The 12,743-nt window shown below is 69.2% G+C and carries 10 protein-coding genes; 3 read left to right on the forward strand and 7 right to left on the reverse strand.

Annotated elements, in window-relative coordinates:
* Nucleotides 1-68 precede the first annotated feature (68 nt).
* The 3 genes from H181DRAFT_RS21530 to H181DRAFT_RS21540 form a co-directional block, all read right to left on the reverse strand.
* Nucleotides 69-728: a histidine phosphatase family protein gene (locus H181DRAFT_RS21530; RefSeq protein ID WP_045866213.1), complete on the reverse strand. Its 660-nt coding sequence runs from the start codon at nucleotides 726-728 to the stop codon at nucleotides 69-71.
* Nucleotides 729-756: 28 nt separating this feature from the next.
* Nucleotides 757-1,365 (reverse strand): YdbC family protein, encoded by a 609-nt coding sequence (locus H181DRAFT_RS21535; RefSeq protein WP_045866214.1) that lies wholly within the window; start codon nucleotides 1,363-1,365, stop codon nucleotides 757-759.
* Between the two features lie 102 nt (nucleotides 1,366-1,467).
* On the reverse strand, nucleotides 1,468-2,298 hold the full coding sequence (locus H181DRAFT_RS21540) for an SDR family oxidoreductase (protein ID WP_045866215.1): 831 nt from the start codon (nucleotides 2,296-2,298) through the stop codon (nucleotides 1,468-1,470).
* Nucleotides 2,299-2,425: 127 nt separating this feature from the next.
* Here H181DRAFT_RS21540 and H181DRAFT_RS21545 point away from each other — a divergent pair, with 127 nt between their 5' ends.
* Nucleotides 2,426-2,920: a diadenosine tetraphosphate hydrolase gene (locus tag H181DRAFT_RS21545; RefSeq protein WP_045866216.1), complete on the forward strand. Its 495-nt coding sequence runs from the start codon at nucleotides 2,426-2,428 to the stop codon at nucleotides 2,918-2,920.
* Between the two features lie 117 nt (nucleotides 2,921-3,037).
* Here H181DRAFT_RS21545 and H181DRAFT_RS21550 read toward each other — a convergent pair whose 3' ends face one another.
* A complete protein-coding gene (locus H181DRAFT_RS21550; RefSeq protein WP_045866217.1) occupies nucleotides 3,038-5,929 on the reverse strand; it encodes a vitamin B12-dependent ribonucleotide reductase in 2,892 nt (963 codons plus the stop codon).
* A 138-nt stretch (nucleotides 5,930-6,067) separates the two neighbouring features.
* On the reverse strand, nucleotides 6,068-6,625 hold the full coding sequence (nrdR, locus tag H181DRAFT_RS21555) for a transcriptional regulator NrdR (RefSeq protein WP_045866218.1): 558 nt from the start codon (nucleotides 6,623-6,625) through the stop codon (nucleotides 6,068-6,070).
* Nucleotides 6,626-7,102: 477 nt separating this feature from the next.
* On the opposite strand from nrdR, the gene lexA reads away from it, so the two are divergent.
* Both lexA and H181DRAFT_RS21565 read left to right on the forward strand, forming a co-directional pair.
* The gene (gene lexA, locus H181DRAFT_RS21560; RefSeq protein ID WP_045866219.1) at nucleotides 7,103-7,900 is read left to right on the forward strand and encodes a transcriptional repressor LexA; all 798 of its coding nucleotides are present in this window, start codon (nucleotides 7,103-7,105) and stop codon (nucleotides 7,898-7,900) included.
* A 166-nt stretch (nucleotides 7,901-8,066) separates the two neighbouring features.
* Nucleotides 8,067-8,807, forward strand: a complete 741-nt coding sequence (locus tag H181DRAFT_RS21565; protein ID WP_045866287.1) for a class I SAM-dependent DNA methyltransferase — start codon at nucleotides 8,067-8,069, stop codon at nucleotides 8,805-8,807.
* Nucleotides 8,808-8,810: 3 nt separating this feature from the next.
* On the opposite strand, the gene H181DRAFT_RS21570 is transcribed toward H181DRAFT_RS21565, so the two are convergent.
* Nucleotides 8,811-10,829 carry an ATP-dependent DNA helicase gene (locus H181DRAFT_RS21570; RefSeq protein WP_045866220.1) on the reverse strand — a complete coding sequence of 673 codons (2,019 nt, stop codon included), beginning with the start codon at nucleotides 10,827-10,829 and terminating at the stop codon, nucleotides 8,811-8,813.
* A 46-nt stretch (nucleotides 10,830-10,875) separates the two neighbouring features.
* Nucleotides 10,876-12,696, reverse strand: coding sequence for an IucA/IucC family protein (locus H181DRAFT_RS21575; protein WP_045866288.1), 1,821 nt, complete (start codon nucleotides 12,694-12,696; stop codon nucleotides 10,876-10,878).
* Nucleotides 12,697-12,743 lie beyond the last annotated feature (47 nt).

Raw genomic sequence — 12,743 nt, forward strand, 5'->3', positions numbered from 1 at the left:
TGCAACGAGCCGTGTGGAGCGGTGTCTTCGTCCGGAGAGTTCATCGTCGCGCGTCCACCGAGATGGATTCAGCCGAGGGAACCGTACGAGCGCGGTGTGCACCACTGCTCGAAGGGCCGGTCGAGGTGGTACCTGCCATCACTCCCCAGTTCCAGCGTACGCGTCTCCGCGTTGCCGGGGTTCGACAGCGACTCGAACTCCGCCACGGTCCAGTGCAGCCATCGCATGCAGAACAGCCGCATGGTCAGGCCGTGCGTGACGATCAGTACGTTGGGCGGGTGATCGGGCCGCTCGAAGCTGCGCCACAGACTCTCCAGGAAGGCGCCGGCGCGGTCGTAGACGTCGGCGCCGGACTCCCCCTGCGCGAAGCGGTAGAAGAAGTGTCCGTACGCGTTGCGGTATTCCTTCTGCTTGCGTACGTCCTCCCGGTCCTGCCAGTTCCCCCAGTCCTGCTCCCTCAGGCGCGGCTCCTCGCGCACGCGGATCAGCGCCGGATCCAGCCGGAACGCGGCGAGGGTCTGGTGGGTCCGGCGGTACGGCGAGACATAGGCGGAGATCCGCTCCTGGCCGAAAAGCTTCCGCAGGTGCTCGCCGGTCTCCTCGGCCTGGCGTACGCCCCGTTCCGTCAGTGCCAACGCGTGGTCCGGGACCCGCTCGTAGATGGAGTCGTCGTTGTTCCCCTCGGACTCTCCGTGCCTGACCAGGACGATGCGACGAGGTCTTGCCATAGGGCCACTCTAGGCTCACGAAGGGAGATCAGACGGTCCAGGAGGGTTCGAGGTCGATCACATCGCCCGCGATACCGGTCACGTCCGCACCCAACTGGGCACGCAGCGCGAGCCGCTCTACGCGCTCTGTGCGGTACTTGCCGTGCTCGGCGGCCGAGTCCCACATGGAGAGCACCATGAATTCGTCCTCGGTCTGGGCCTGCGTGAAGACTCCCCGCAGCATCCCCGGCGAGCCCGCCATGGCCGGATTCCACACCTTCTCCTGCATGAGCGTGTAGTGCTCGATGCGATCAGTGCGGACCCGGCAGTGAGCGACGCGCAGCAGATCGGCGTCCGTGAAGACGGGCCGGAATCCCGTCTTCACGTCGAAGCGGTACTCGAAGAGGCGGACCCGCATGTCCTTGTACGTGCCGACCTGGGCGGCATGGAGCCGGTCGTGGGAGCGGGCCATGAAGGAGTCGTAGAACGCCCGGCTCTCCCAGAACCCGAAGAGATGCGCGACTCCCGGCCGGGCACGGCTCCAGCCGCCGCCCTGACCCCGGAACCCCGGCTCGCCGAGCAGTCCCGCCCACTTCCGCTGCCCGCGCTCGAACCCCCGACGGTCCACGACGGTGCAGCGCATCCACTTGACCAGCACCGCGCCATCGTACGGCCAAGAGAGTGACAATCCGTACGCACACGGTCCCCGAGTTGTGCTCACGCGCCGCTCGGTACCGCCTTCCCGGGAGCCCTTCACCGGTCATCGGCTACGACGGCCCCCTCCCGCCACGACAGCCTCCAGATACTCGCTGTAGGTACGGACGCCGACCGCGCGACCGGGCGTCGTGTGATGCCCCTCCCGGTAAGCCCTGGCTGCCCTCCCGGGCGGCCGTACCGGCACGAGCGGACCTCGCAGGCCGTATGCACGCAGAGTGAGCAGGGCGAACTCGCGCATGGTGCGCACTTCCGGACCACCCATGTCTGCCGCTCGCCCTGCGGCCTCGCCCGAGGACAACTCGGCGAGTCTCCGGGCGACTTCGTCCACCTCGATCGGCTGGGCGGACATGCCGGCGGGATACATCGTCACCGGGAGTCGCCGCTGGATCGAGGTGATGCGTGCGATGAGGTCGTGGAACTGCGTGGTGCGCAGGACGCTCCACGGCAGGCCGCTCTCCTCGATGATCTTCTCCGCAGCCAGCTTGGCCCGGTAGTAGAAGAAGGGGATCCGGTCGACGCCGACGATGGAGATGTAGACCAGGTGCGGTGCGTTTCCCGTCCGGCGTACGGCCTCGATCAGTGTTCGTGTGGCCCCGAGGTCCTTGCCGGAGCCGGTCGTCGCGCAGTGGATGACGCTGCCCACCCCGGCGACGGCTGCATCCAGCCCGGCCCCCGTGGTGAGGTCGCCGCTCACCCAGTGAGTTCTCGGAGCGTCCGCCTGCGCCGCGCCGTCGGACGCCGTATCCGCAGCGGGCCGCGGACGGCGGCTGAGGACACGCACGGGCCGCCCGTGCTCCAACAGATCGGAGACGACCCGCCGGCCAAGCGTGCCTGTGCCGCCTGTGACCAGCACCGGTCCGGAGTTCTCGCTCATGACCCCATCCTCCGTCCGCCCGGCGTCGTCCGCGACGCCCTCGCTCCGCACCGTGTCGCACCCCGGGCCGCCGGGCCCTTTCGGTCGGCCAAGCCCTCCGCAGAGCGCTGACGGATAGGTTTCCGCCATGACGGACGACTGGCGAGAGGACCGGATCGGCAGTGCCCTGCGGGGCGCGAACCCCAGCGTGCTGCGAAGGATGGAGTCCGGCTTCGCGGTGATCGGCGACGTTCAGTTCCTGCCGGGGTACTCGCTGCTGCTCACCGACGACCCTGAGGTGCAACGGCTGTCGGAATTGCCCAGAGCGAAGCGGATCTCCTTCCTCTCCGACATGGACCGCCTGGGAGAAGCGGTCGAACGCGCCTGCGGCCGCCTCGACTCCGCCTTCAGGCGCGTGAATCTGGAGATCCTCGGCAACACCGACGCTTTCCTGCATGCCCACGTGTGGCCTCGCTTCGACTGGGAGCCGGACGAGCTGGTGGGCAAGCCGGTCTGGCTGTATCCCGGTGACCGATGGCGCGATGAGAGGTTCGCGCTCGGCACGCAGCACGAGTCGCTGCGGAAGGCGATCGCAGCCGAACTGGACGAGTTGACCTCGCCGCCGAGCGAGCGGAGCGGCTGACGGGCAAAGGAGCCGAAAACGCGAACGGGGGCGCCGACCGGTGGTCGGCGCCCCCGCCCCTGAGCGTCGGCACTTCAGCTGCGGAGTTTCACGCGCACAGGGTGCCCTTCCGCTCGCTCAGCTGCAGCCGCTCGTGGAGCCGCACCCCTCGCAGAGGTAGCAGCTGCCCGCTCGGCGCATCTTGGTGCCGCAGGAGAAGCACAGCGGTGCGTCGGCGTTGAGGCCGAGCTGCATCTCCATCAGCTCCGTCGAGTTGTGCGCGCCGCCCGGCGCGGGCGCCGGGGCCTGAGACTCGCTGACTCCTTCTGCCTTGGCCTCTTCCCTGGCCTTCTCCTTCGCCTCCTTGACCGTTTCGGCCTTCGGAGCCGACTGCGCCAGGCCCTCGACGTCCAGCTCCTCCTCGGACGGCTCGTACGAACCTGTCTCCAGGTGACGCTGCCGCTCCCCTGCGGAGTGGATACCGAGAGCCGACCTGGTCTCGAAGGGAAGGAAGTCCAGCGCCAGCCGCCGGAAGATGTAGTCCACGATCGACTGCGCCATGCGCACGTCCGGGTCGTCCGTCATGCCCGCCGGCTCGAAGCGCATGTTGGTGAACTTCGAGACGTACGTCTCCAGCGGCACGCCGTACTGCAGGCCGACCGAGACGGCGATCGAGAAGGCGTCCATCATGCCCGCGAGCGTCGAGCCCTGCTTGGACATCTTCAGGAAGACCTCGCCCAGCCCGTCGTCCGGGTAGGAGTTGGCGGTCATGTAGCCCTCGGCGCCGCCCACCGTGAAGGAAGTGGTGATCCCGGGGCGCCCCTTGGGCAGGCGCTGCCGGACGGGCCGGTACTCGATGACCTTCTCCGGCTCTGCCTCCGCCTTCTTCTCCTCCTTGCGCTTGGCGGAGAGCGGCTGGCCGACCTTGGAGTTCTCGACGTAGACGGCGAGCGCCTTGGTGCCGAGCTTCCAGCCCTGGAGGTAGATCTCCTCGACGTCCTCGACGGTGGAGGACGCGGGCATGTTCACCGTCTTGGAGATCGCCCCGGAGAGGAACGGCTGGGCTGCCGCCATCATCCGCACGTGCCCCATGGGGGAGATGGAACGCTCTCCCATCGCGCAGTCGAAGACGTCGTAGTGCTCGGGCCGCAGACCGGGAGCGTTCACCACGTTGCCGTGCTCGGCGATGTACTCGACGATCGCCTCGACCTGCTCCTCCTGGTAGCCCAGCCGCTTGAGGGCCTTGGGCACGGTGTTGTTGACGATCTGCATGGAGCCGCCGCCGACCAGCTTCTTGAACTTGACCAGAGCCAGGTCGGGTTCGACGCCCGTGGTGTCGCAGTCCATCATCAGGCCGATGGTGCCCGTCGGCGCGAGGACAGAGGCCTGCGCGTTGCGGAATCCGTTCTTCTTGCCCAGCCGCAGGACGTCCTGCCAGGCCTCGGTGGCCGCCGCCCACACCGGCGTGTCCAGGTCGTCGGCGCGCTTGGCGGCCGTGTTCGCGTCGGAGTGCTGCCGCATGACGCGGTTGTGGGCGTCGGCGTTGCGTGCGTACCCGTCGAACGGGCCGACGACAGCGGCCAGTTCGGCCGAACGCCGGTACGACACGCCCGTCATCAGCGAGGTGATGCTGCCGGCGAGCGCCCGGCCGCCGTCGGAGTCGTAGGCGTGGCCCGTGGCCATCAGCAGGGCGCCCAGGTTGGCGTAGCCGATGCCCAGCTGGCGGAAGGCCCGCGTCGTCTCACCGATCTTCTCGGTGGGGAAGTCGGCGAAGCAGATGGAGATGTCCATCGCCGTGATGACCAGCTCCACGACCTTCGCGAACCGCGCGGCGTCGAAGGACTGGTTGCCTTCGTCGTCGTCCTGCAGGAACTTCATCAGGTTGAGCGAGGCGAGATTGCAGGACGAGTTGTCCAAGTGCATGTACTCGCTGCAGGGGTTGGACGCGGTGATGCGTCCGGACTCCGGCGAGGTGTGCCAATGGTTGATGGTGTCGTCGTACTGGATGCCGGGGTCGGCGCAGACGTGTGCGGCCTCCGCCATCTTGCGGAAGAGCGACTTGGCGTCGACCTCCTCCACGACATCGCCCGTCATGCGGCCGCGCAGCGCGAACTTGGAGCCGGACTCGACGGCCTTCATGAACTCGTCCGTGACACGGACCGAGTTGTTGGCGTTCTGGTACTGGACGGAGGTGATGTCATCCCCGCCCAGGTCCATGTCGAAGCCCGCGTCGCGCAGGGCGCGGATCTTCTCCTCCTCCTTCACCTTCGTCTCGATGAAGGCCTCGACGTCCGGGTGGTCGACGTCGAGGACGACCATCTTCGCCGCACGGCGCGTGGCACCGCCGGACTTGATCGTTCCTGCCGAGGCATCGGCCCCGCGCATGAAGGAGACGGGCCCGGAGGCGTTGCCGCCGGAGGAGAGGAGTTCCTTCGAGGAACGGATGCGGGAGAGGTTGAGACCGGCGCCCGAACCGCCCTTGAAGATCATCCCTTCTTCCTTGTACCAGTCGAGGATCGACTCCATGGAGTCGTCGACGGACAGGATGAAGCAGGCGGACACCTGCTGCGGCTGCGTCGTGCCGACGTTGAACCACACCGGCGAGTTGAAGCTGAAGATCTGGTGCAGAACGGCGTAGGCCAGCTCGTGCTCGAAGATCTCGGCGTCCGCCGGCGACGCGAAGTAGCCGTTCTCCTCACCGGCCGCACGGTACGTCTTGACCACGCGGTCGATGAGCTGCCTGAGGCTGTTCTCACGCTGCGGCGTGCCCACCGCCCCGCGGAAGTACTTGCTAGTGACGATGTTGGCCGCGTTGACCGACCAGAAGGCGGGGAACTCGACGCCACGCTGCTCGAAGTTGATCGACCCGTCGCGCCAGTTCGTCATGACGACGTCCCGGTACTCCCAGGTCACCTCGTCGTAAGGATGCACCCCGGGAGTCGTGTGGACGCGCTCGATGCGCAGCCCCTTGCTTCCCTTGCCGCCCTTCGCGCGGGAGCCGCGTGCCGGGCCGCTCGTCGTCTCTGTCATTCCGCCTCCCTGTACCGGGCATAACGCCCCGATGTACCCCGAATCTTCCCAGGGCACCTTGCTGTGTCCGATGGCTTGTGCCGGCTCGTGGCGCACGGACGCACCATGGCCGGGTCGAAAGTCCTGGCGGGCTGCCGCTCAGTCGGCGGCGGGCACCGCTACCGGCGGTGCGGAGCTCCCGCTCCCGCCGTCCGCCCCACTTCCCCCGCGGGCCCCGTCGCCCGCTTCCTGCTCGCTCGCCCCCACGCTTCTCCGCGCTTCGCGCAGCTCCTGCACGGCGTCCTCGAAGTCCTCCAGGGATTCGAAGGCGCGGTAGACGGAGGCGAACCGCAGATAGGCCACAAGATCGAGGTCCTGGAGCGGGCCGAGTATCGCCAGCCCCACGTCGTGCGCGGACAGTTCCGCACTTCCGGTGGCGCGCACAGCCTCCTCGACGCGCTGCCCGAGCTGCGCCAGCGCGTCCTCTGTGACGGGACGCCCCTGGCACGCCTTGCGCACACCGGCGATGACCTTGTCCCGGCTGAACGGTTCGGTGACGCCGCTGCGCTTGATCACCATGAGGGACGCGCTCTCCACCGTCGTGAAGCGGCGGGAGCAGTCCGGGCACTGGCGGCGACGCCGGATCGCGGTGCCGTCGTCGGCCGTGCGGCTGTCGACCACGCGACTGTCGGGGTGTCGGCAGAAGGGACAGTGCATTTTCCCCACCCTCCTTGAGCCTGCGAGAAGCCCGCTTCGTGCATGACTGGTACACCCCTCGGCGGGCACCGGAAGCGCCCGCGAAGTTGCCACAAGCATAAGCGACGAAGAGACGAATGAATCCCCCGGGACCACAACTTGTGGGTGGCGTACGCCAATCTAACCACTAGATCTGGTGTCGGTGCGTCAGATGCCGCGATGCGTGTCGCAGCTCGCGCGGTGCTCCCGACCCTACGCGAGAAGAGCCGCCGCAGACGCATCGGGGCACACCTGGGAGACTCCTCCCACACTGGCTCGAACCGGCCGGCGCAGCGGCTCGGCGAGACGACGGCGGCACTCGAAGAGAACACCCTCTACACCGCCGGCGCGACTTCGACGCGAAGAACCGGAGATTTTCACTCGAACGTGTGTTTGGCGCAACCTTTCGAAACCAACTACCGTTGTCCCACTAGGGAGAACCGCTCGAGAGGGGCCGACGTGACCACAACCGCAGACAGCGCCACCATCACCCCCCAGAACCGTCCCACGCAGTCGCCCGATCGCGTTCAGTCACTGAACGACGGTCCCGTGAGCCCGGAAGCGCCCGAGGAACAGCAAGCCAAGCGCTCGCTGCCCGGACGACCTCCAGGGATCCGTGCGGACAGTTCTGGGCTCACCGACCGGCAGCGCCGGGTGATCGAGGTGATCCGCGACTCTGTGCAGCGGCGCGGCTACCCGCCGTCGATGCGGGAGATCGGCCAGGCCGTCGGGCTCTCCAGCACGTCCTCCGTCGCCCACCAGCTGATGGCGCTCGAGCGCAAGGGCTTCCTGCGCCGCGACCCGCACCGTCCGCGCGCCTACGAGGTGCGGGGCTCGGACACGCCCAGTACGCAGGCGGCCACCGACACCGCGGGCAAGCCGTCCGCCTCGTACGTGCCGCTCGTCGGCCGCATCGCCGCCGGCGGTCCGATCCTCGCGGAGGAGTCGGTCGAGGACGTCTTCCCGCTGCCGCGTCAACTGGTCGGTGACGGCGAGCTGTTCGTGCTCAAGGTCGTCGGTGACTCGATGGTCGAGGCGGCCATCTGCGACGGGGACTGGGTGACGGTGCGCCGTCAGCCCGTGGCCGAGAACGGGGACATCGTCGCCGCCATGCTGGACGGCGAGGCGACCGTCAAGCGCTTCAAGCGCGAGGACGGACACGTGTGGCTGCTGCCGCACAACGCCTCCTACCAGCCCATCCCTGGCGACGACGCCACCATCCTCGGCAAGGTCGTGGCGGTGCTGCGAAGGGTGTGACCCGCATCCGCCCCCTCGCCGGGTCACGAGCCGTCGGTTCCACTGCGCCGGGACCGGCGGCTCTGTTGTGCGCGGACGCGCCGCTGCCGCACCCTCGCCACGTCGGGCAGGAAGCGGCGGGAAATTGCTTCGACAGGGACGGTTGCCACCCGGCAGGGTGCCGTCCGTGACGAGCAGCGATTTGTGGTCCCGTGAAACCGCCGAACGCTACGACGCCGAGGAGCGCGAGAACTCCTCGGCCGCCGTACTGGAGCCGACCCTCACCTTCCTCGCGGAGCTTGCCGGAGGAGGCCGCGCACTGGAGTTCGCCATCGGCACCGGACGGGTGGGCGTTCCTCTACGGGAACGCGGCGTTCCGGTGGTGGGCATCGAACTGTCCGAGCACATGGCAGCGGTCCTGCGGCGCAAGGTCGACGAGGACACGCTCCCGGTCGTTATCGGAGACATGGCAACCACCGTCGTCCCTGGCGAGTTCGCCTTGGTCTACCTCGTCTACAACACCATCGCGAACCTGCTCACGCAGGACGAGCAGGTCGAATGCTTCCGCAACGCCGCACGCCATCTGACGCCCGGCGGCCGGTTCGTCGTCGAACTGGGCGTGCCGCCCCTGCGGTTCCTGCCGCCCGGCCAGATCGCGGTGCCCTTCGACGTATCCGAGCAGCATCTCGGCTTCGACACCTTCGACCTGGTCAACCAGACGCTCGTCTCCCACCACTTCACCCGCGACGGCGACGACGGCCGCTACCGCCGCGGAAGCTGCCGGCAGCGGTACGCCTGGCCGGCGGAGCTGGACCTCATGGCACGGATCGCCGGCCTTGAGGTGGAACGCCGCGTGGCGGACTGGGAAGGGACGCCGTTCGGTCCGGACTCCGGCAAGCACGTCTCCGTGTGGCGCAAGCCGGTCTGAGGTCTACGACCGGCCGGAAGGCGCAGCCTCCTTGGCTGCCGCGTCGATCGCGGCGAGTGACCGGCGTACCTGGTTGCGGTCTGTCGTGTACCAGAAATCCGGCATGGAGGCCCTCAGGAAGCCTCCGTACCGTGCGCGCGCCAGACGCGGGTCGAGGACCGCGACCACGCCCCGGTCCTCGGACGCCCTCACGAGCCGGCCGGAACCCTGGGCCATGAGCAGCGCCGCATGCGTCGCGGCGACCGCCATGAAGCCGTTCCCGCCGTGCTCCTCGACCGCCTTCTGCCGGGCGCTCATCAGCGGGTCGTCCGGGCGGGGGAAGGGGATGCGGTCCATCACGACGAGCTGGCAGCTCGACCCTGGCACGTCGACGCCCTGCCAGAGCGAGAGCGTCCCGAACAGGCACGTCTCCGCGTCCTCCGAGAAGCGCCTGATCAGTTCGCCCAGCGTCTCCTCACCCTGCAGCAGGATGGGCACGTCGAGCCGCCCCCGCAAGTCCTCCGCGGCGGACTGCGCGGCCCGCATGGAGGAGAAGAGCCCGAGCGTGCGGCCGCCCGCCGAGCCCACCAGGTCGGCGAGTTCGTCGAGCATGTCGCGCCGCTGGCCCTCCCGGCCGGGCGGCGCCAGATGGCCGGCGACGTAGAGGATTCCCTGCTTGCGGTAGTCGAAAGGGGAGCCGGCGTCGAGCCCGCGCCACTGCGGTGCCTCCTCCCCCGTCTTCTCTCCCTCGCCGCCCGGCGAGTCGTCCTCCAGGACGCGTTCGGGGGCCAGGCCGAGTGAAGCGCCCACCCCGTTGAAGTCGCCCCCCAGCTTCAGAGTCGCCGAGGTGAGCACGACGGAGCGGTCGGCGAACAGCTTCTCGCGCAGCAACCCCGACACGGAGAGCGGCGCGACGCGCAGGGACGCGCCGTAGCGGTCGTGCCGCTCGTACCAGACGACGTCGAACTCCGAGCCCTCCACGACACGTTCGGCGACGTCGTGGACGTTCTCCATCGCCGCGAGGGCCAGTTTGCGCACGGCGTCCTCGTCCTGCACCGACTTGTCGCGGGTGTTGCCCAGTGCGGTGACGCACTCGCGCGTCGCGTCGCGGAGGGCCATCAGGGCGTGACCGAGCTCCTCCGGGACGACTTCGAGGCGCCCGGGAAGAGCCAGCTCCATGAGGCGCTCGAACCCCTCCGCGGCGGTCAGCGCACGGTCGGCCGCCTTCTCGTCGACGAGCCGTGCCGCGCGGCGCACCGCTCGGTTGACGCCGCCCGGGGTCAGCTCGCCCGTCGCCACGCCAGTCACCCGCGAGACCAGCTCGTGCGCCTCGTCGACGATCAGGACGTCGTGCGGCGGGAGTACGGGAGCACCTTCGATGGCGTCGATCGCCAGCAGAGCGTGGTTGGTGACGATGACCTCGGCGAGCTTGGCCCGCTCGCGGGCGGCCTCCGCGAAGCACTCCGCGCCGTAGGCGCACTTGGACGCGCCGAGGCATTCGCGCGCGGAGACCGACACCTGGTTCCAGGCCCGGTCCGAGACGCCGGGGCGCAGGTCGTCCCTGTCCCCCGTCTCCGTCTCGTCCGACCAGTCGCGCAGGCGCAGCAGGTCCTTCCCGAGCCGGGACGTGGGGGCGGCGCCCTCGAAGGGGTCGAAGAGCCCCTCTTCCTCGTCCTGCGGAACGCCCTCGTGCAGCCGGTGCAGGCACAGGTAGTTCGAGCGGCCCTTGAGCATGGCGAACTCGGCACGGCGGCGCAGCAGCGGCTGCAGCGCCTCGACCGTGCGGGGAAGGTCGCGCTCGACCAGCTGGCGCTGGAGGGCGAGTGTCGCCGTGGCGACCACGACGTGCTCGCCGTGCGCCAGCGCCGGAACCAGGTAGCCGAGCGATTTGCCCGTGCCGGTGCCCGCCTGGATCAGCAGATGGGTGCCGCTGTCGACGGCCTCGGCGACCGCCTCGGCCATGGCGATCTGACCGGGGCGTTCCGTGCCGCCGACAGCGGTGACGGCGGCGTGCAGGAGATCGGTGAGGGCGGGCTTGCTCATAGACACCGCACCCTACGCGCCGCCTCTGACAACGCGTCGGCCGCGCTCACCCCGGCGGGAGGTCGGCGGAGGGGCTCAGCGGATTGGCAACCGTGCCGTGCACGGCGGCGTGCGGCCGGTCCGGCCTGTCGCGGTAGCCGTCCAGATGCAGACGGTTGCGGTTGAGGCAGAGCCTGTCGATGCGCGGCGTGAGCAGGTCGAACGTGCCGAAGCGGTCCTTCATCTCGGGGAAGCGGGCCTGGTACCGCTCTGTCTCCGCTCTCACGAGGGCCCAGAACTCCGCTTCCGGTACGTGCAGTTGCTCCTCGCAGAGCGGAGCCAGGTAACGGAAGACGCCCACGAACAGGCCGGAGTGGATGAACTGGGTGAGGAAGTCCGGCGGCTCCCGCAGCAGCACCTCGCCCACCTCCGCCGGCATCCCGGCGAGCTCCGGCACGGGCTCGGCGCTCACGTTGACGTCGTCCACGAAGTCCTTCACCGCCAGGCGCACCGGCACGTCGTCCTCGTCGAAGACGACGATGGCGTTCTCGCCGTGCGGTGAGAAGACCGTGCCGTACCGGTAGAGGAAATGCAGCAGCGGCGGGAGAAGGGCCGCGAAGAGGTGGCGCAGCCACACGCACGGCTCCAGTCCGGAGCGTCCCACCAGCTCCGCGGTCAGGGAACGGCCGCGGGCGTCGGTGTGGATGAGGGCCGCGAGGGTGCGGGCCCGCTCGCCCGAGTCCAGCTGTCCGGACAGCGGTTCGCGCCAGATGCAGCCCAGCAGTTCGCGGTACTGGTACGGCACTTGCGGGAGCCGGTCGAACAGGGGGTGGGAGACGGTGACGGAGGCGACCTCGCCGAGGAGGATCACCCGGCACTCGTCCCGGAGGTACGCGTCGCCGTCGCGCAGCCCGTGGATCCACCGGGTCACGGCTGGGGCCGCCAGGGTGCGCTCGGTCGGCAGACCCCTCCAGACGAGGGTGTTCAGCACGGACAGCGGCAGTTTCACCGTGAGCCGCTCCGGACGGCTGGTGTTGAGGAAGGTGCGGATCGACTGCTGGGGCAGTCGCAGATCGCCGTCCGTGGGCAGGGGAACGATGTCACCGGTGGCGAGGGACGCGGCATAGAGCGGTGCGATCATCTCCTCCCACTGCCAGGGGTGGACGGGCAGGAAGAGGTATTCCTCGGCCTGCAGTCCGCGTTTGCGCAGCGTGTAGCGGAAGCTGCGGAGCGTCTCCGGCCCCAGCTCGCGTGCGTAGAGCTGCTGCGGCTCGGCGAGGGAGGGCACCCCGCGGTACGCGGCCAGACCGGCCCGTACGGCGATCCAGGGCAGTCTCTCCGCGCTGCGCGATTCCGGGGCCCAACGGGCCGCGTCGGACGCGGAGAAGCCCATCCGGCCCTTGTTGGCGACGAGCCACGGGTGGCCCTTCTGGTGGCCTTCGAGCTCCGCGTAGCCCAGGTCGGCCAGGCGTTCCGCGGTGAGTTCCCGCGCGGCCGAACGGACGTCCGCGGTGAGCGTGGCCGTCAGCTCGCGGATGAGATGCCCGGTGGTGTCGCCGGTGAGTCCGAGCACGGATTCGTGAGCGTGAGAGAGGAAGGTGAAGGGGTCCGCGTCGGCGGGGGTGAGCGACGCCGGGTCGATGTTCCAGTGGCCGTACGCGCCGCGCCGGGCACGGAAGCGGAGGGTGAGCCCGTCGTCGACGCGGAGGCGGTACGACCGGCCCGCGGCACCCTCCGAGGCAGCGCCTGTGCGGGAGTCGGGCCGGACGTCCGGATCGTGCTCCGGTTCGATGATCCCCTCGTAGGCGAACTCGCTGAGCATCTTCAGCAGGAGTCTGCGCGAGGCACGACGCCAGCTGTCCGCGTCCAGTCCGTGCGGGAAGTGCAACGGGGCGGGGCGACAGGTGTCGTCGGTGCCGTCGTCAGCCGTCGGCG

Origin of the sequence: Streptomyces sp. WMMB 714 (assembly GCF_900090125.1) — a bacterium.
GTDB lineage: Bacteria > Actinomycetota > Actinomycetes > Streptomycetales > Streptomycetaceae > Streptomyces > Streptomyces daqingensis.

Excerpts from the sequence above, each read along its gene's own strand:
- H181DRAFT_RS21530 (WP_045866213.1), bottom strand. The coding sequence starts at position 728 with ATGGCAAGACCTCGTCGCATCGTCCTGGTCAGGCACGGAGAGTCCGAG.
- H181DRAFT_RS21540 (WP_045866215.1), bottom strand. The coding sequence starts at position 2,298 with ATGAGCGAGAACTCCGGACCGGTGCTGGTCACAGGCGGCACAGGCACG.
- H181DRAFT_RS21545 (WP_045866216.1), top strand. The coding sequence starts at position 2,426 with ATGACGGACGACTGGCGAGAGGACCGGATCGGCAGTGCCCTGCGGGGC.
- H181DRAFT_RS21550 (WP_045866217.1), bottom strand. The coding sequence starts at position 5,929 with ATGACAGAGACGACGAGCGGCCCGGCACGCGGCTCCCGCGCGAAGGGC.
- nrdR (WP_045866218.1), bottom strand. The coding sequence starts at position 6,625 with ATGCACTGTCCCTTCTGCCGACACCCCGACAGTCGCGTGGTCGACAGC.
- H181DRAFT_RS21570 (WP_045866220.1), bottom strand. The coding sequence starts at position 10,829 with ATGAGCAAGCCCGCCCTCACCGATCTCCTGCACGCCGCCGTCACCGCT.